Raw genomic sequence first — 18112 nt, forward strand, 5'->3', positions numbered from 1 at the left:
GCATCATGTTGACGCCTGTCCTGCCCCGGCGATCCCCTGTCTTGTTTAGAGCCTTGTCGAGCGCCTTACCCAGAGCATTGCTAAGCGCAGCCCTGGTGTGTTGGCTAGGCGTTTTCAGCCAGGCCAAGGCAGAGCCCCCCGCCACCTTGGTGCTGGGAGGTGACGTGGCGGAGATCGTGGCGGCGCTGGGCGCCGAGGCGTCGATCATCGCTCGGGACGACACTGTCAGCTACCCACCCGCCCTCGCCGACCTGCCATCGGTGGGCTACCTGCGCAGGCTATCGGCGGAGAGCGTGCTCGGTCTTGGCGCCCAGCGCATCATCGCGGCACATGCCGCCGGCCCCGAGCAGGCCCTGGCTCAGCTCGACGCCAGCGGTGTCGAACTGATCCGCGTACCCGGCGAGAAGGGACTTGCCGGTATCGCCCACAAGGTAGACGCCATCGCCACGGCGCTGTCCCGGGAGGAGCAGGGTCAACAGCTGACCCAGCAACTCGACAAGGACCTTGAACAACTGGCGGCGCTGCCGCCATTAAGTGGTCTCAAGGTGATGTTTCTACTGCATCACGGCGGCATGACACCCATGGTCGGTGGCCACGATACCCTGGCCCAGACCCTGATCGAGGCGCTCGGCGCCACCAATGCCTTCGCCGCCATGTCCGGCTACAAGCCGGTCTCGGCGGAAGGCATTATCCCTGCCGCGCCGGATGTGGTCATCGTGCCCCAGGCGGGGCTCGATGCGCTGGGCGGCGACGAAGGACTATGGCAACTGCCGGGGCTCGCACAGACACCGGCCGGGCGTCAGCACCACCTCGTCGCCATCGACAGCAGTGCGCTGCTGTCGATGGGGCCGCGCACCCCTGCGGCGCTAGTGCAACTGCACGGCGCGCTTGAGTCACTCACGCCAGACCACCAGCCATGAGATCCATACCCTGGCGTACCGTCACCGGTGGTCATCGCAAGTCAGCGGTGACATCGGCCAGGAGCACCGCTGCCGTCACCCCGGCCCCGGCCCCGGCCGCCAGCGCGCCTCAACCAGGACCCCATAGAAACCCGCACCGGGCCATCACCGGCCTGGCCCTGGCCGTGCTGCTGGCCTTGGTGATCTTCTCCTGTACCGGCCCACTGGGGCTGTCACTGGACCAGCTGATACCTGCCGTCGATCAGCAGGCCCTGACCATCTGGTGGCAGCTACGGCTACCCCGGCTGCTGCTCGGGCTGGGGGTGGGCATGCTGCTGGCGGGAAGCGGCGCGGCGATGCAGGGCCTGTTTCGCAACCCCTTGGCAGATCCGACATTGCTCGGCATGGCCAGCGGCGCGGGGCTGGCGGTGTCGCTATGGATCGTGTTGCTGGAGGCTGAAGGCTCGCCCTTTGGCCTCTATGGCCATTGCATCGCGGGCTTTGTCGGTGCCTTCACCGTCGGCCTTCTGGTCTTCGCCATCAGTCAGCGTGGGTTGATGGGCGCGGCCTCCAGCAGTGCCCTGTTCACCCTGCTGCTGGCGGGCCTGGCGATCAACACCCTGGCCGCCGCCGGAGGCGGCGTGCTGGCCTTTATCGCCAACGATGAACAGCTTCGGCAGTTGAGCCTGTGGGGCATGGGCAGTCTGGCCAATGCCCTGTGGCCAGCGGTCATTGGCCTGTGGCTGGTGGCGCCGGTCGTCATCATCATACTTCTCAGAAGCGCCCGTGATCTGGACCTGTTGCAGCTGGGGGATATCACCGCCCACGCCGCTGGACTCGACAGTTCGCGCCTGCGTCGGCGGGTGGTGGTGGCCACCGCGCTGGGCGTCGGAGCCAGCGTGGCGCTGGCCGGCATCATCGGCTTCATCGGCCTGTTGATCCCCCACTGCCTGCGGCTGTGGCTGGGCCCAGGCCACCGGCTGTTGATTCCGGCCTCGATGCTGGGGGGCGCGCTGCTGCTTATCGTGTCCGACGGACTCGCGCGGGGACTGGCCAATCCGGCCGAAATTCCGGTAGGCCTGCTGACCAGCCTGATCGGCGGCCCTTACTTTCTCTGGCTACTGATCCGGGAGCGCCCCTCATGCTGACACTGCATGCTGCCAGCCTGACCACACCGCCACTGGTGGAACGCCTCAGTGACAGCGTCGCCAGCGGTGACTTTCTGGCCATTCTTGGGCCCAATGGCGCGGGCAAGAGTACCCTGCTGGGGCTGTTAAGCGGTTTTCGCAAGCCTGCCCAGGGCAGCGTGACACTGGATCAGCGCCCGCTAGATGACTGGCACCCCCACGACTTGGCCCAGCGTCGCGCCCTGGTGGCCCAGCAGGAAAGCCCGGTGTTTGCCTGGCGGGTGGATCAGCTGGCCGGCCTTGGCGCCCAATGTGACGAAGATGAGGTCGCGCGATGGCTCGAACGACTCGAGCTGAGCGACCTGGCACAGCGCAATGTGCAGACGCTGTCTGGCGGGGAGCGGCAGAGAGTGATGATTGCCCGCGCCCTGTGCCAGTTGGCGGGCCCCAGTCAGGGCACTCGCTACCTGCTGCTGGATGAACCCACCAGCGCATTGGACATTGGCCAGAGCCAGGCGCTGATGCGCTGCCTGGAGCGGCTGACGCAACAGCAGGACCTGGCAGTGATCTGCGTGCTGCACGACCTCAACCTGGCCAATGCCTACGCCGACCGGGTGTGGCTGATGGACAGGGGCACTCGCATTGCCAGTGGCGCACCGTCGGAGGTGTTGCGGGCAGACGCCCTGTCAGAGCTCTACCACGCCGAGCTGGATGAACTGGACCATAGTGGGGGCCACTGGCTGGCGCTCAAGCACTGACGTTGCACCCGGCACTCAGGGAGCCAGCAGGGCGCTGATGGCCACCCCGGTATGCATCACGTGATCGTGCATGCGCCGTCGCGCAAGATCCGGATCACGTGCGTGAAGCGCGTCGAGGATCGCGCGGTGCTCGTCGGTGGATTCCTGCCAGCGGCCAAGCTTATCCAGGGCGAGGTAGCGCGCCCGCTCCAGGCGACCGAGCAGGCGCTGATGGGTCTCCACCAGCACCGGGTTACGCGCCGCCGCGACCAGCAGTGCATGGATGCGGGTGTTGGTCGCGAAGTAGCCGTCCCGGTCCCCCTTGGCATGCTGCTTTTCGAGACGCTCCTGCAGGTTGGTCAGGCGCTTGAGCTCGGTCGCCGTCATCCGCAGGGCGGCCAGCTCGACGGCCATGGCTTCAAGCCCGGCTTCGACCTCGAACAGATGACGTAACTCGGCGCCGTCCAGCCGGGTCACCAGCGCATTACGATTACGCCGCAAGGTCACCAGTCCCTCACCGGCCAGCTGGTTCAAGGCATCGCGCAGCGGCGTGCGCGAGATACCCAGGCGACGGCACAGCGCAGGCTCCAGCAGGCGCTCACCCGGCGCCAGCTCGCCCTGAACAATCAGCCCCTTGAGCAGTTCGTAGGCTTCATCCGCCAACGATGGCGCCTGTATCCTGCGCCGGTGAAGCGCGCTTGAGCGTGCTGGCGCGGTGGAGCTGTCATCCTGGGTCGCATCCATTGACCGATGTCCGAAGCAGGTGGAGAGATTGGCCGAGCGAGGAGTATAGCGAGCGACCCGACGCCAAGGCGAATGACGTCAGGACGCCCGAGGGGCTGCTGGAAGGCAGCCGCAGTGCTGCGCGACCAGTCGGGCTGTCACGTCGGCTGCCGTCCGATCAGAGCCGTCATCGCGTCACCGAGCCCGAGGCTCGCCTTGCTCGGCGGCGGGGCATAGCTACCTGCCTTGGCGACACCACCCTTGCCCCGACCAAGCTCGACCAGCGCCTGGGCCTGGACGATGGCACAGCTCACTCCATCCAGGGCCGGCACAGGCAGTCGGTCGGCGACGTCGCGGGCCAGTCCGGCCAGCGGGGCGCCCGCCAGTATCAGGACATCGGCACCGTCGTCCCTGACCGCCCGTTCTGCCAGCTCGATCAGGCGCGTGCCCTGATCCAGCTGCACGTTGCCGATATCCGGCAGCGGCTGGTCCAGGGCGCGGATGCTGGCCAGCCGCGAAGACAGGCCGTGGCTCTCCACGGTCTCGCGATACCAGGCCTGAATGCGCTGGGAAATGGCGATGATGGAGAAGCGTCCCCCCAGCTGGCAGGCGCTCATCAATGCCGCCTCGGTCAATCCCACCACGGGCACTGGCAGCGCTTCACGCAAGGCGGCAAGCCCCGGATCACCAAAGGCCGCCACCACCACGGCGTCGTGGCCAGGGTAGCGCTCGGCGGCAACTCCCAGGGTCGCATAGCCGCCAATCAAGGCCTCTGCACGGGTTTCGATATAGGCCACGCCGAAGGGCGCGGTGGCCATGCTGAGCTGGGCGCCAGCCCGCAGGCTGAGGCGTGCTTCTCGCTCGATCAGCGTCGTGACGCTTTCGGAGATGTTGGGGTTGATGACCAGCAGTTTCATAGCAGTCTCTTGTTGTTGTCACGCATGGCCATGGCCACAGCGATCACCGGCAAGGGTGACCCAGCGTGGCCGTAGGCCGGTCAATAGCCCAGCGTTCGCGGCAGCCAGGTCACCAGGGAGGGGAAGGCGATGCAGGCCACCAGGACGACGTATTGAAAGACGATGAAAGGCCAGGCGCTCTTCATCAGCTCGTGCAGACTGATCTTGGAAATGCCGCACATCACGAACAGCAGCACGCCCACCGGTGGCGTCATCATGCCTACCACCAGGTTCATCACGAACAGAAAGCCGAACAGCAGCGGGTCGATACCGTAGGACAGGGCGATAGGCGCCAGCAGCGGTACCAGCATGATGTAGGCGGCGTTGGACTCGACGAACATGCCGACCAGGATCAATAGCCCCATCACCAGCAGCAGGAACATCAGCGGGTCGCTAGTCAGCCCCTGCAGCGCGCTGGTCAGGCGCATCGGCACCAGATCAATGGTGAAGGCAAAGGTCATGGTCGAGGCAAAGGCGATCAGCGCTCCCACCATGGCTGCCGTTACCGCGGCGTTGAACATGGCCTTGGGCAGATGCGATAGGCGTAGCTGTCGGGTGACGAAGAAGCCGATGAGCAAGGCGTAGAGCACCGCGATGCCGGCCCCTTCGGTGGGAGTGAAGGCGCCGGCCACGATGCCGCCCACCACCACGATTGGCATCAACAGGATGGGCAGCGCCCGCCAAGTCTGCACCAGCACATGTCGCAGGCCGATGACTCCCCCCGCCAGCGGATAGCCCCGTCGCATCGACAGCCAGCTGGCCAGGCCCATGAATCCCAGCGCCAGCACGACGCCAGGCACGATACCGGCCATGAACAGCCCGCCCACCGAGACGCTGGAGCCCGCCATCAAGGCGTAGACGATCATCGCGTTGCTGGGGGGAATGATGGCGCCGAGATTGGCCGCCGAGGCGACCACCGCACTGCTGTAGCCCGTGTCGTACTGCTGGCGCATGGACGGCACCAGCGAGCTGCCCAGGGCGCTGGCACTGGCGACCGCGGCGCCACTGACCGCTGCCAGTACCATACCGGCCACGATGGCCACATGGGCCAGACCGCCGTGCACCCGGCCGATCAGGGAGTTGGCGAAATCGACCAGGCGCTGGAGGATGCCTGCAGCGACCATCAGCTCCCCTGCCAGCATGAACAGCGGAATCGCCATCAGCGGAAAGCTGTCCACCGAATGCATCATGCGCTGGGGCAGCACCGCCAGGTCCATGCCGCCCACCAGCAGTCCCACCAACGAGGCCAGCCCCAGGGCAAAGGCCAGCGGCATCCGCAGTAGCGCGAGCAGCGCAAAACTCACCAGAATCGCGGTCGTCATGGGCGCGTCTCCTGATTCGGATCAGCCGATGAGCGCTGCCCATCGATCACCTGCGAGGGCTGCTCCGGCGACGCCCCTGGCAGCGCCTGCAGGGGCGTCAGTTCCAGTACCTGAGCCAGCAGGTGCAAGGCACAGTGGATCGCCGAGACCAGCACCGCGACGTAGAACACGGCTGCCGTGACCGGCATGGTGGGCATCAGCTGAGGCCACTTGTCGATCACGGCTCCCAGACTGACCACCCCCAGCACCACCATCAGCAGCACGCCGAGGGCGGCCATAAGCCGGCCCAGCCGGCGCTGTGCGCCGGTGGGGAGGTGGCTGACCAGGGCATCGATGCCGACATGCACGCCGCGCGGGATTCCATGGGGTATGGCCAGAAAGATCGCCCAGACAAAACACAGTCGCGACAGTTCATCGGCGGAGTCGATACTGGTGCCCAGCAGGTAGCGTGCCACCACCTGGGCACACACCAGGATCGTCATCAGCCCCATGGTCAACAGGATGGCGTAGTAGGAGCCCCGATCCATCCAGGCCAGCAGTTGCAGCAAGTGGCGACGGCCGGATGCAAGGGCGTGGGCCTCCGGACGTTGCCAGGCCCGTGTCATGCCCCCAGCTCCTCGATGACCTTGTCGACCAGCTCGGCGCCGATCTTGTCTCTCAACTCGTCGACTACGCCCTGGCTCGCTTCGCGCAATTGCTCACGGGTCTCGTCGCTGATGGGAGTGAACTGCATGCCCCGCTCGATCAAGGTCTCACGGGCCTGGTCGTCTTCTGCCGCGGCGGTTTCACGCTGCCAGGCGACCGCCTCGTCCATGGCGCTCATCAGCATCTCGCGCTGGTCGTCGCTGAGGCCCTCGACCTTGTCACGGTTGGCGACCACCACGATGTAGTCATAGAAGTGTCCGGTGTCGGACAGGTAGGACTGGACCTCGTCCAGACGCTTGGTCTCGATAATGCTGTAGGGGTTTTCCTGACCGTCGAGCACGCCCTGCTGCAGGGCACCGTAGACTTCCTTGATGTCCATCGACACCGGGTTGGCCCCGATAGCACGGAAGGTATCCAGATGCGTCTGATTGGGCTGCAGGCGAATCTTCAGCTCGGCAAAGTCATCGATGGAGGTCAGTGGGTGCGCGTTGTTGGTGACATGGCGAAAACCAAGCTCCATGTAACCCAGCGCCACGAAACCCGCCTCAGCCAACTTCTCGTTGAGCAGGTCTCCGACCTCACCGTCGATCAGGGCAAAGGCATCCTCGCGGCTGTCGAAGGCAAAGGGCAGGCTCAGAGCCTCAAGTTCCGGCACAGTCCGTGACAGATACGAGATACCGATCCAGCTGCCCATGATGGCGCCGGAGCTGACCTGATCAAGGTTCTCTCCGGCACCCCCTAGCTGCATGTTGGGAAACAGCTGGGCCGTCAATTCGCCATCGCTCTGCTCAGCCAGGTTTTCGGCAAAGCGCTCCATGGCGCGGCTACTGGAGTGGTCGGTGGCAAAGTTACCGCCGAAACGCAGGTTGTCGGCCTGGGCCAGCAAGGGTGTGCACAGTCCCAGCGCGAGTGCGCCAGCGGTCATCAGGGGGGAGCGGAAGATCATCGACATCAGGCAATCCTTTTTATTGGCGTTATTGGCGTTATTGGCGTCATGCAGAAGCACGCTAGCGAAGCAGAGCCACCAGGCAGGCCCACCATGGAGCCTCCCGAGCGACCATGCTTTGACCTTAGTCGAATGTTTTTGAAAATTCCAAATCTTGAATACTATTTTTTTATATTTCTATATTTTTCAATTAATTACTGTTTTAAAAAATTAACCACTACACAGAACGACCCGGTTCACGGACGCCAAAGGGCCGCCATCCCGCAGACCGAAGAGACTGTCTGCAGGAGGCAGGGCGAACGGAGGGGGCGAACGGAGCTGGCCGTGAGGAGCTGGCCGTGAGGAACCAGGAGAGGAACCAGGAAATAGGAGCAGAAAGAGACAAGAAAACAGCGGACGCGCGACGACCGCGCTCAGGGGCTGGCGGGCAGACCTTGCAGGATGGCCTGGCCTGTCTTGCGCATATGCAGGCTCAGCGCCTCCGACAGTGCCTGGGCGTCCCGCGCTTCAAGGGCCTCGACAAAGTAGGTGTGCTCCCTGGCGGATTCTTCCCAGCGGGCCGAATCCAGATTGGCCACGTAGCGTGCGCGGGTGATGCGCAGCGTCAGCGACTGCTCAAGATCCTTCAGCACGCGGTTACCCGACAGCTCGGCCAGGCGAGCGTGGATCTGCTGGTTCAGGGCAAAGTACTGCGGACGACGGTTGGCGTTGAAGTGTTCCATCATCTCATCATGCAGCGCACGCACCTGTGCGATGTCCGTATCGCTGGCGCGCACCACCAGCAGGTTGCCCGCCAGGGATTCCAGCGCCGCCATCACTTCGAACAGGTCCCTCACTTCCTCCCTGTCCACCGTGGTCACCCGGGCGCCTCGATGGGGCAGCATCTCGACCAGTCCTTCACTTGCCAGCACCTTGAGCGCCTGTCGCAGTGGGGTTGGTGACACCCCGAACGCCTCGCACAAGGACTTCTCGGCAATGCGACTGCCCGGCGCCAGCTCGCCTTCCATGACCATGTCACGCAGGCGTTCTGCAACGGCCTCGTACAGGCTGGAACGCTTGAGTGGTGCGGCTCTTGGCGCCGACAGCACCTCCTTTTTCGCGGGCTCGTTCATGCTTACTCCTTGCATTGACAGCGGTCGACGTCACACATCACTTACGCCAGGACATCGCAGTGTACTTGCAAAAACTTGGCGTTGTGCAATGCTGAAAAGGTCGTAGAAATTTGGAATTCCGAATTCCTTAATGACTCTGAGTGTAGCATGTCGCGTCCTGACGGGAGCGTAACGCCAGATGCCAGACCGCATCCGCTGCTGCACGACAATAACAACACCTGGCAATCGCCACTCCCGGCAAGGAACCACCGCCCATGCACCGCACACTCCTGGGGATGCTGACCCCGTCGTCGAATACCGTACTGGAACCCTATACCAGCGCGATTCTTCACGACCTGATGCCCCATGTCAGCGCGCACTTTCAGCGCTTCACGGTCAAGGAAATCTCGCTGAGCGAAGCGGCCCTCGCTCAGTTCGACCCACAGCCGCAGCTGGACGCCGCCCGCCTTCTGCATGACGCCCACATGGACGTCATCGCCTGGAACGGCACGTCATCGAGCTGGCTGGGCTTCGACGCCGATCGTCGGCTATGCGAGGCCATCACCCATGCCACCGGCGTTGCGGCAACGAGCAGCGTGCTGGCACTCAACGAGGTGCTCCAGCGCACCGGCGTCACGCGGCTAGGCCTCGTCACCCCCTACCTGGACGATATCCAGGCGGCGATCGTCGCCAACTATCGGCAGGAAGGCATCGAGGTGGTTGCCGAGCGCCACTTGAACGATCGCGGCAACTTCTCATTTTCCGAGTACAGCGAAGACACCCTTGCCGACATGGTGCGCGACGTCGCCAGGGCCAAGCCCGATGCCATCACCATTCTCTGCACCAATCTGCGTGGTGCCGGCATTGTCGAAGCGCTGGAGGCCGAGATCGGCATTCCGATCTATGACTCGGTCAGCGTCACGGTATGGAAATGCCTGGCGCTGGCTGGCCGCAACCCCGCCGACATCCGCGGCTGGGGCCAGCTGTTCCACGACCCTCGACTGCGCTGACGCCCGTCCTGCGAACCACCCAACACCCTATCCAACAACAACATTGAGGTGCTCCGATGATGACATTTCCCCTGGCAACACGAACCGGCCGGTTGGCGCTTGGTGCGCTCGTCGCCGCCCCCCTATGGATCGCCACCAGTCAGGCTCAGGCCGACACCCTGCTGCGTGTCGCCGGCAACTTTTCCGGCAACAAGCTTCACGTCGACAGCGTGGAGCGCCCCTTCTTCGCCGAGCTGGACGCGCGTGACGACCTGACGGTCAGCTACAACCCGATGGATGCCATCGGAGTGGAAGCCGCCGACGCCCTGCGCAACATCCGCTCAGGCGCCTTTGACGTGATGTCGGTGCAGATCGGCATGGCCTCACGAGACGAGCCTTTCTTCGAAGGTATCGACCTGGCCGGCGTCACCGCCGATCTGGATCAGCAACGCGAGGCGGTGGACGCCTTCCGTGCCGACTTCGACGCCCGCCTGCAGGAACGCTTCAACGCCAAGCTAATGACATTGTGGCCATTCGGCCCGCAGATGATGTTCTGCAATGGCGACATCGACAGCGCCGACGACCTGGCTGGCAAGAAGGTGCGGGTATTCACCCCGTCGATGTCACGCCTGGTGGAAGGGCTCGGCGCGGTGCCGGTGACGCTGCAATTCAGCGAGGTCTACCTGGCCCTCCAGCGCGGCGTGGCCGACTGTGGCGTCACCGCACCCTCCGCCGGCAGCAACGGCAAATGGCCAGAGGTGACCGACCACTTCGTGCCGCTGCCGCTGTCCTACTCGGTCCAGGGGCATTTCATGAACCTGGATACCTGGAACGGCTTCGACGCCGAGCAGCAGGCTTCCCTGACCGAGGCCTTCGCACGCCTGGAGGACCAGATGTGGGAGCTGGCCTATAGCGTCAATGACGATGCCATCGCCTGCAACACCGGCCAGCCGAGCTGCGAAAATCACACCGCCTACGACATGACCCTGGTGGAGATCGACGAGGACTCCCGCACGCGTATCGAGCAGATCACCACCGAGGCGGTACTGCCGGTGTGGGCGGACACCTGTGATGCGCGCTACCCCGAATGTACTGCGCTCTGGAACGCAAGCGTTGGCGAGGTCACCGGACTGACCGCTGAAGCCCCCTGACGCCGTCTCGTCATTGTCCTTTCCTGGTGGTGGGGCCGCCTGGCGGCCCCCAAGGAGCTCCCATGCCTCACCTTCGTCATGCTGATGCGCCAGCGTCGGACAGGTCCCAGGGCCTCGATGCACGCCTTGCCCGCCTGTCTCGTGGTGCCGCCCTGGCGGCCGGATACGGTGCCTTGGTGTTATCCGGACTGATCACCTTCGAGGTGCTGGCCCGCAAGTTCTTCGCCTTCTCGCTACAAGGGGTCGATGAGATAGGCGGCTATGTGCTGGCCATCGGCGTCGCCGCCAGTTTCGCCTTTGCCCTGACTCAGCGTGCTCACACCCGGGTCGACGTGCTGTTGACCCGGCTGCCCCAGGGCATGCGGGCGCTGCTCAACGCCGTCGCGCAGCTGCTGTTATGTGGCTTTTCGCTGTTCATGCTGTGGCGCGGGGCCGCTACCCTGGGCGAAACCATCGAGTTCTCGAGCCTCGCCAGTACACCGCTGCAGACGCCGCTGTGGATTCCGCAGTCGCTGTGGCTCATCGGGCTCTCGATCTTCGCCCTGGTCACGCTGCGCGCCGCCGGAAAGGCGCTGTCCCAGCTGTGTCGCGGACGCTTCTCTCAGCTGAATGCGGACTGCGACCCGCCCAGCGCCGATGACGAGCTCGACCAGGCGAAGCGCCACTACGTGGACGCTGGGTCCGCCAGCAGTGTCGCCGCAGCAGGACAGGCTCGGCACAAAGGGCATTCCCCCCAGATCCATGACCGGGGGACACCGTCATGATATCCATCACCGAAGTGCTGCTGGGCTTTGCCCTGATGATCACCATGATGGCAGTAGGTATCCATGTCGCCGTGGCCATCTTTGTCACCGCTGCCCTCGGTGCCCTGCTCTACCTGGGCACCCCGCTCCTCTATTCCTTCGGCGATCTGCTCTGGGGCACCCTCAACGACTTTATTCTTACCGCGATTCCGCTGTTCATCCTGCTGGGAGAACTGTTGTTGCGTGCGGGCATTACCGAACGCATGTACTCGGCCTTGTCGGTATGGCTCAACCGTCTGCCCGGAGGCCTGCTCCACACCAATATCGGCGCCTCTTCCGTGTTTGCCGCGATGTCCGGCTCGTCGGTGGCCACCGCAGCCACCATCGGCACCGTGGCGCTACCGGCCTTCAATGAGCGCGGCTACAGCGAGCGACTAGCGCTGGGCACCCTGGCGGCCGGGGCAACGCTGGGCATCCTGATTCCTCCCAGCATCAACATGATCATCTACGGGGCCATCACCAATACCTCCATCGGCGCCCTGTTCATTGCCGGTATCGTGCCGGGACTCGCCCTGGCCGCCGCCTTCATGCTGGTGATCATGGCCATCAGCCTGCTGCGTCCTGGCGTGGCAGGCAGCCGCGAGGAACGGGTGCCGCTGGCCCAGCGGCTACGCTCGCTGGTCGATCTACTGCCGCCGGCCTTCGTCTTTGCCATCGTCATCGGCAGCATCTACAGCGGCTGGGCGACCCCTACCGAGGCGGCGGCCCTGGGGGTCATCGCGGCCCTCGTACTGGCAGCGATCAATCGCAAGCTATCGCTCACCATGCTGCACGAGTGCTTTCTCTCGATGGCCCGTACCACCGCCATGATCATGCTGATCATCGCTGCGGCCTTCTTTCTCAACTACATCGTCGGCATCCTGGGCATTCCCTTCGCCCTGACCCAATGGGTGTCTGAGCTAGGTCTGACCTCGCTTGGGCTGATCCTGGCCCTGGTGGTGTTCTACCTGGTACTGGGCTGCTTCCTCGAGACGCTATCGATGATGATCGCCACCGTACCCATCGTGGTGCCCATGGTGGTGCAGTTCGGGATCGACCCGGTGTGGTTTGGCGTCTTTCTGGTGATCATGATGGAAATCTCGCTGATCACTCCGCCCATCGGCATGAACCTCTACGTGGTGCAGGGAGTACGCGGGCGCGGCTCCATCGTCGACGTGATGCTGGGCAGCCTGCCCTTCCTGGCCGTCATGCTCGGCTTTGTTGCCCTGATCACCGCCTGGCCGGCCATCGTACTGTGGTTGCCAGGGGTAATGGGGTAGCGATTTACACCAACAACAATGACCTTTGCCGACCCCGTCGGCCTCGGGAGAACGCAAGATGCAACGCCTCGATACCTTGATCACCAATGCCAACGTGATCACCGCCGCCGACCGTTTCAGCGCCGATATCGGCATTCGCGACGGACGCATCGTCGCCCTGGGCGAAGGGCTCGCCGCCACCGCTGAGGTGACCGGTGACACCATCGATGCTGCCGGGCTGTGGGTCATGCCTGGCGGCATCGACGCCCACTGCCACCTGGCCCAGCCCCTGGGCGACGGCGCGGTAATGGCCGATGGCTTCGCGTCGGGAACTCGCTCGGCCGCGGCGGGCGGGACCACCACGGTGATTCCCTTCGCCGCCCAGTTCAAGGGCCAGTCGCTGCGTGCCGCGGTGGACGACTATCACCGAGAGAGCGATGGCCAGGCGATGATCGACTACGCCTTTCACATGATCGTCACCGACCCCAGCGAGACAGTACTGCGCGACGAGCTGCCGGCGCTGATCAAGGAAGGCTACAGCTCCTTCAAGATCTACCTGACCTACGATGATCTGAAGCTCAACGACCGCGAAGTGCTGGAAGTGCTGGCGCTGGCCCGTCGCGAGGGCGCCATGGTGATGGTGCATGCCGAGAATGCCGACTGCATCGCCTATCTGACCGAGCTGCTGGAAACCCAGGGCCACACCGCCCCGCGCTATCATGCCGAGGCCCACTCTTCCATTGCCGAGCGTGAGGCCACCCACCGTGCGATTTCCCTGGCGGAGCTGATCGACGTCCCGGTGCTGATCGTGCACGTCTCCGGCCCCCAGGCCATCGAGCAGATCCGCTGGGCCCAGAGCCGAGGCCTCAGGGTCTATGGCGAGACCTGCCCCCAGTATCTGATGTTGACCGCCGACGACCTGGACCAGGATGGCTTCGAGGGCGCCAAGTGCGTGTGCAGCCCACCACCGCGCGACCCAGCCGCACAGCAGGCGGTGTGGGAGGCGCTGGAAAGCGGGGTCTTTCAGGTCTTTTCCTCGGACCACGCGCCCTTCCGCTACGAAGACGACAAAGGCAAGAAGCTGAACGGCGAGGATGCCAGCTTTTCCTGCATCCCCAACGGTATTCCCGGGCTCGAGACGCGCCTGTCGATCCTGTTTTCCGAGGGCGTCATCAAACAGCGCATCGACGCCACCCGCTTCGTCGCGCTGACCGCCACCAACCCGGCCAAGATCTATGGACTGTATCCGCGCAAGGGCACCATCGCCGTGGGCAGTGACGCCGACCTGACCCTGTGGGATCCCGATGCCCGCGTCACCGTTCGCAACGCCGACCTGCACCACGCCGTGGACTACACCCCTTACGAAGGGCTCGAACTCACCGGCAAGGTCGTCATGACATTGAACCGGGGCCGGATCGTGGCCCGCGATGGCAAACCCTGTGGCCCGCCGGATGGCGGCGAGTTCCTGCGCTGCGACACTCCCACCCCGGCGCGACCCAGAGGCCAGGCCAAGGGGTTTTGAGGGGGACGCGAAGCAACAGCCCTGGGCGTGTAGATGCGCTCCTGGGGCCTGTCACCGCTGCCGCACGTCGGCACGAGTCATCCGCCTCCTAGCCCAGCGCTTCCTCGACGATGGCGCGGGCTTCGTCGCTCATGGGCAGGCCCAGCGCCAGCTGATGGGCGGCGGGGGACATCTTCTTCCAGGTCATCTGGACGATGCGGATCAGGTGGTCGTGGTCGACCTGGCGGGAAAAGTCTGCGAAGTAATTCTCGAGAAAGACCAGGCAGGCACAGTCCTCTACTGCCTGGGTACCAGGATCACGTCCCAGTCCCTGCTTGCGGATCATCCGCGCCACTTCGTCGGCATCGGCGTCGCTGTAACCGCTGCTGCGCATAACCTCGGCCGCCAGCAGACCTGCACGCTTGCCCTGGTCGCGGCGCCAGGTCAGGTAGCCGATACGACCTTCTTCGTAGTCGCTGCGCGGGACTTCCCAGCGTTTGAGGTGCTGGTTGCGAACCGCTAGCCGGACCAGCTCGGGGGCTTTGGGATCGAGGCGCTCGAGCCACGCCGACATGCGACCGGCGTGCCACAGCTCCTGCGGCTGCTGCTGACCGTCGACCTCGATGCGGCGAGGATCATCGGCATGCATGGCATCGAGTCTGGAACAGGCTAGGTCAAAGGGTGCAGGGCTCATGGGCTACCTCGGGTGACGTCACGACATTGCCCTATGGTAACGACGATGTGCCGATCTCAGTAGCCCTTGTGGCAGGACTGACCGCGCAAGTGGCGGCAGGCCAGCGCCAGTGGCAGCAGGAAGATGGCAAATACCCACATGACCACGGCTACCATCACCGCCAGCAAGGTCCGTAGCCATGACCGTTCCGTCACCGCCGACGAGATACCCAGGCTCTCCAGCAACAGCCCCAACACCGCATCCATGCCGAACAGCAGCATGGCATTGCACATCCCTACCCAGATCGCCACATCGACGACCTCTCCATGGGGGATCAGACCGATGATCGCCAGGAGCAAGAGAGCGCCGAGAGCCACCCGCACACAGACGGCGCGCAGCCGAGGCGCCCCAGTAAAGGAAGAGGGTGAGACAAGGAGCAGGCTAGCCATAAGGACACCAAGTGTGACGAGATACACACTGTATACTGAACGCTACCTACCCCTTTTGACTTAGACATTTGTGCGCGATCACCTACGCGGCTGTCAGCTTGATCCAGATCAAGGTTTTTTGCTGCTTGCTGCTTCCCCAACGCTCTCGCTGCGCCGTACAAGGCCCGCAGTGACGACCAACTACGGCGAAGGGCCGACGCTTTCGCGCCGGCCCTTCGTCAATTTACCGCTCGCCAGGCAGACAAGATGTGTCTGTCAGAACGTGTAGACCACGCTTCCGGTCAGCGTATCCACATGCCCGATACGATCCGCGTCGATGCGTTCCACCTCGAGTCGACCGGTCACATCGAACAGTTGAACCCTGGCGCCAAACCCATACACAGGGTCAGTACCGGAGTAATCCTTGCTCACCCCGCGGCCATTACGGTCGGCATCCCAGTCGGCCATGCCTGCCTTGCCGTAGACGCCGAAGGGGCCAAAGCTGAAGCCTGCGATACCCATGGCCTGCAGGCTTTCAATATCCAACGTGGCGGAGGTGCCATCGACATCGCCGTCGAGCTCGCTGCCGTTCAGGTACGACAGCTCCGCACCAAGGTCCAGGAAAGGCAGCCAGCCAAAGTTGTAGCCCGCAAATACCTTTGCCGCTGACGCTTCATCGTCAAAATCATCGTCGCCCTGAATCTGGCCTGCACCTATCCCCACGTAGAGGCCTGTACTGCCGCCCGCTACACAGTGAGTCGATGCCATCAGTGCCAGTCCCATGACCACCCCTGCCAGCATCATTCGCCGCATGATCCGTGACATGTCATACACTCCCTGGAACCCTCGCCACCCCAGGAGCACAGCGCGTGCGTGCTCGACCAGGTCTGCAGTGCGTCCTTTGTGCGAGGTTTCTCGCACATGACACCTTGTACAAGTTTATCGTGAGACGACATTCTTTGCAGTATCGATTCAGGGAAAGTTCCCTGCGCGGGTGTCGTCGAGGTGCCGGCATCCGGCGATCCAACGCGGTGAAGTCATGGAAACCGCGGTAGTGTTATGTTATACCCTCCAGCCGATTCCGCACGCCCGTCACCACTCCGGAGTTCCGCATGTCCCATCGCCATCGTCCCGAGGGGCCTTGCCATTTCTCATTGATGTCGCTGTCCATGAAGCGTCGCCTCGGCCTGGTCGCCATCCCCTTGCTGCCGCTGTGGCTGGCCGTTAGCTGGTCAGCAGGGTGGTGGCACTGATGTCGCGCCTGACCCTCCATGACCTGCAGCTGGCACGCGGCGGCCGAACGGTGCTCGAGCACCTGGAAGGCCGCTTCCAAGACGGTGCCATCACCGCGCTGATAGGCGCCAACGGTGCCGGCAAGAGCACCCTGATTCAGGCCATCATGGGCACACTGACGCCGGTCGCCGGACGAGTGGAATGTGACGTGCCCGCCGCCCGGCGCGCCTGGCTGCCCCAGCAGCTGGCACTGGACCTCAGCTTCCCGATGAGTGTCGAAGAACTGATCATGACCGGCACCTGGCCGAGCCACGGGGCCTTCAAGGGCTACTGTGGTGCGCACTACCGCAGGGGCCGGGACATCATGGAGCGACTGGGCATCTCTCACCTCGCACACCGTCCCCTCGGCGAGCTATCCGGCGGTCAGCGCCAGCGCGCCTTGATCGGGCGCACGCTGATGCAGGAAGCCGAGCTGCTGCTGCTCGACGAGCCGTTTGCCAACGTCGACGTCGACACCGTGGAAATGCTGATGACGGTGCTTCGCGAAATGGCCGACGCGGGAGCCACGCTGGTCATCGTCCTGCACGACATGACGCAGCTATCGCGCCTGGCCGATGACGTGCTGGTGCTGACCGAGGGACATGGCCGCTGGGCCACCCCCGACGCTCTGGTCGAGCGCCACACCGGCCAGCTGACGCGCCCACCGCGCCTTCCCCTGACGTTTCCTGGATCTGTCTGAATGTTTGACGCACTTGTATCGACCCTGCACGCCTGGATGATTGCGCCGTTTGACTATGCATTCATGAGCCGCGCCCTGGTCGCCAGCCTGGCCCTGTCGCTGGCCGCACCGCCACTGGGGGTCTTCCTGATGCTGCGGGGCATGAGCCTGATCGGCGACGCCATGTCCCACGCCATTCTTCCCGGCGTTGCCCTGGGCTTTCTCATGGCGGGTTTCTCGCTGCCGATCATGAGCCTTGGCGGCATGCTGTCAGGATTGTTGATAGCACTGCTGGCGGGCAGCGTGTCTCAATTGACCGGCCATCGCGAAGACTCAGCCATGGCCAGTTTCTTCCTTATCTCCCTGGCAGCAGGGGTCATGCTGGTCGCCCTGGGCGGCAGCAGCGTCGACCTCACCCATGTCCTGTTCGGCTCCATCCTGGCGGTGGACACTACCGCTCTGGTGCTGATCGCCAGTATCAGTAGCCTGATCGTGATCACCCTGGCCGTCATCTTTCGTGCGCTGGTGGTGGAATGCCTCGACCCGCTGTTTCTACGCAGCCAGGGAGTCAAGGGCGGCCTGGTGCACGGGATCTTCCTGGGCCTGGTGGTGCTCAATCTCACCGCCGGGTTCCAGACCCTGGGCACTCTGATGGCGGTTGGCCTGATGATGCTGCCGGCCACCACGGCGCGCTTCTGGAGCACTCGCCTGGAAGGCCTGATGGGCCTGTCGGTGATCATTGCACTGGGTGCAAGCCTTGGTGGATTGCTGCTGTCGTACCACCTCAGCCTACCTTCAGGCCCTGCCATCATACTGCTGGCGGGGGTCGCCTACCTGCTGTCTGCGGTGTTTGGACGCCAGCACAGCCTTGCCGCGCGACTGCGACGCCGCGCCATGCCGCTGGGTGCCGACGATCGCGCCTGACCTGACCA

At 64.1% G+C, this 18112-nt stretch carries 20 protein-coding genes; 11 read left to right on the forward strand and 9 right to left on the reverse strand.

The features are described from left to right. Positions 1 to 5 precede the first annotated feature (5 nt). The 3 genes from KUV41_RS04885 to KUV41_RS04895 are packed head-to-tail and all read left to right on the forward strand — an operon-like array spanning position 6 to position 2784. Positions 6 to 920, forward strand: a complete 915-nt coding sequence (locus KUV41_RS04885; RefSeq protein WP_222484662.1) for a hemin ABC transporter substrate-binding protein — start codon at positions 6 to 8, stop codon at positions 918 to 920. Beyond that, positions 917 to 2047, forward strand: a complete 1131-nt coding sequence (locus KUV41_RS04890) for a FecCD family ABC transporter permease (protein ID WP_222484663.1) — start codon at positions 917 to 919, stop codon at positions 2045 to 2047. Before KUV41_RS04885 ends, KUV41_RS04890 begins: the two co-directional genes overlap by 4 nt. Further along, the gene (locus tag KUV41_RS04895; protein ID WP_222483966.1) at positions 2041 to 2784 is read left to right on the forward strand and encodes an ABC transporter ATP-binding protein; all 744 of its coding nucleotides are present in this window, start codon (positions 2041 to 2043) and stop codon (positions 2782 to 2784) included. The genes KUV41_RS04890 and KUV41_RS04895 overlap by 7 nt, the downstream gene beginning before the upstream one ends. A gap of 15 nt (positions 2785 to 2799) precedes the next feature. Here the strand turns inward: KUV41_RS04895 and KUV41_RS04900 are convergent, their stop codons facing one another. The 6 genes from KUV41_RS04900 to KUV41_RS04925 all read right to left on the reverse strand — a co-directional run bounded on the left by KUV41_RS04900 (position 2800) and on the right by KUV41_RS04925 (position 8467). Continuing rightward, positions 2800 to 3507, reverse strand: coding sequence for a GntR family transcriptional regulator (locus KUV41_RS04900; protein WP_222483968.1), 708 nt, complete (start codon positions 3505 to 3507; stop codon positions 2800 to 2802). A gap of 137 nt (positions 3508 to 3644) precedes the next feature. Beyond that, positions 3645 to 4403, reverse strand: a complete 759-nt coding sequence (locus tag KUV41_RS04905) for an aspartate/glutamate racemase family protein (RefSeq protein ID WP_206943838.1) — start codon at positions 4401 to 4403, stop codon at positions 3645 to 3647. Between the two features lie 80 nt (positions 4404 to 4483). Next, the gene (locus tag KUV41_RS04910) at positions 4484 to 5764 is read right to left on the reverse strand and encodes a TRAP transporter large permease (protein ID WP_206943837.1); all 1281 of its coding nucleotides are present in this window, start codon (positions 5762 to 5764) and stop codon (positions 4484 to 4486) included. Continuing rightward, positions 5761 to 6369, reverse strand: a complete 609-nt coding sequence (locus KUV41_RS04915) for a TRAP transporter small permease (RefSeq protein ID WP_222484666.1) — start codon at positions 6367 to 6369, stop codon at positions 5761 to 5763. Before KUV41_RS04915 ends, KUV41_RS04910 begins: the two co-directional genes overlap by 4 nt. Continuing rightward, positions 6366 to 7361, reverse strand: a complete 996-nt coding sequence (locus KUV41_RS04920; protein ID WP_206943835.1) for a TRAP transporter substrate-binding protein — start codon at positions 7359 to 7361, stop codon at positions 6366 to 6368. Before KUV41_RS04920 ends, KUV41_RS04915 begins: the two co-directional genes overlap by 4 nt. A 407-nt stretch (positions 7362 to 7768) precedes the next feature. Further along, on the reverse strand, positions 7769 to 8467 hold the full coding sequence (locus tag KUV41_RS04925) for a GntR family transcriptional regulator (RefSeq protein WP_206943834.1): 699 nt from the start codon (positions 8465 to 8467) through the stop codon (positions 7769 to 7771). 254 nt (positions 8468 to 8721) lie between these two features. Here KUV41_RS04925 and KUV41_RS04930 point away from each other — a divergent pair, with 254 nt between their 5' ends. The 5 genes from KUV41_RS04930 (at position 8722) to hydA (ending at position 14149) form a co-directional block, all read left to right on the forward strand. Next, positions 8722 to 9456: an aspartate/glutamate racemase family protein gene (locus tag KUV41_RS04930; RefSeq protein WP_222162453.1), complete on the forward strand. Its 735-nt coding sequence runs from the start codon at positions 8722 to 8724 to the stop codon at positions 9454 to 9456. Positions 9457 to 9512: 56 nt separating this feature from the next. Next, positions 9513 to 10586, forward strand: a complete 1074-nt coding sequence (locus tag KUV41_RS04935; protein WP_206943831.1) for a TRAP transporter substrate-binding protein — start codon at positions 9513 to 9515, stop codon at positions 10584 to 10586. A 62-nt stretch (positions 10587 to 10648) separates the two neighbouring features. After that, positions 10649 to 11350 carry a TRAP transporter small permease subunit gene (locus tag KUV41_RS04940; protein ID WP_222162452.1) on the forward strand — a complete coding sequence of 234 codons (702 nt, stop codon included), beginning with the start codon at positions 10649 to 10651 and terminating at the stop codon, positions 11348 to 11350. Beyond that, on the forward strand, positions 11347 to 12648 hold the full coding sequence (locus KUV41_RS04945; protein WP_222484668.1) for a TRAP transporter large permease: 1302 nt from the start codon (positions 11347 to 11349) through the stop codon (positions 12646 to 12648). The genes KUV41_RS04940 and KUV41_RS04945 overlap by 4 nt, the downstream gene beginning before the upstream one ends. 58 nt (positions 12649 to 12706) lie before the next feature. Further along, positions 12707 to 14149 (forward strand): dihydropyrimidinase, encoded by a 1443-nt coding sequence (gene hydA / locus KUV41_RS04950; protein ID WP_206943826.1) that lies wholly within the window; start codon positions 12707 to 12709, stop codon positions 14147 to 14149. A gap of 88 nt (positions 14150 to 14237) precedes the next feature. Here hydA and KUV41_RS04955 read toward each other — a convergent pair whose 3' ends face one another. The 3 genes from KUV41_RS04955 to KUV41_RS04965 form a co-directional block, all read right to left on the reverse strand. After that, a complete protein-coding gene (locus KUV41_RS04955; RefSeq protein ID WP_222162449.1) occupies positions 14238 to 14822 on the reverse strand; it encodes a DUF4202 domain-containing protein in 585 nt (194 codons plus the stop codon). A 56-nt stretch (positions 14823 to 14878) separates the two neighbouring features. Further along, positions 14879 to 15250, reverse strand: a complete 372-nt coding sequence (locus KUV41_RS04960; RefSeq protein ID WP_222483975.1) for a hypothetical protein — start codon at positions 15248 to 15250, stop codon at positions 14879 to 14881. Between the two features lie 255 nt (positions 15251 to 15505). Continuing rightward, positions 15506 to 16054: a porin family protein gene (locus KUV41_RS04965; RefSeq protein ID WP_206943820.1), complete on the reverse strand. Its 549-nt coding sequence runs from the start codon at positions 16052 to 16054 to the stop codon at positions 15506 to 15508. A gap of 287 nt (positions 16055 to 16341) precedes the next feature. Here KUV41_RS04965 and KUV41_RS04970 point away from each other — a divergent pair, with 287 nt between their 5' ends. Genes KUV41_RS04970 through KUV41_RS04980 form a run of 3 tightly spaced genes read left to right on the forward strand, consistent with a single transcriptional unit; the run spans position 16342 to position 18104 of the window. Further along, a complete protein-coding gene (locus KUV41_RS04970) occupies positions 16342 to 16482 on the forward strand; it encodes a hypothetical protein (protein ID WP_206943818.1) in 141 nt (46 codons plus the stop codon). Next, positions 16482 to 17201: a metal ABC transporter ATP-binding protein gene (locus KUV41_RS04975; protein WP_206943816.1), complete on the forward strand. Its 720-nt coding sequence runs from the start codon at positions 16482 to 16484 to the stop codon at positions 17199 to 17201. The genes KUV41_RS04970 and KUV41_RS04975 overlap by 1 nt, the downstream gene beginning before the upstream one ends. Next, entirely contained in the window at positions 17202 to 18104 is a 903-nt protein-coding gene (locus tag KUV41_RS04980) for a metal ABC transporter permease (protein WP_222484670.1), read from the forward strand. Positions 18105 to 18112: the final 8 nt, after the last annotated feature.

It is taken from the genome of Halomonas sp. DP8Y7-1 (assembly GCF_019801685.1).
GTDB classification, from domain to species: domain Bacteria; phylum Pseudomonadota; class Gammaproteobacteria; order Pseudomonadales; family Halomonadaceae; genus Halomonas; species Halomonas litopenaei_A.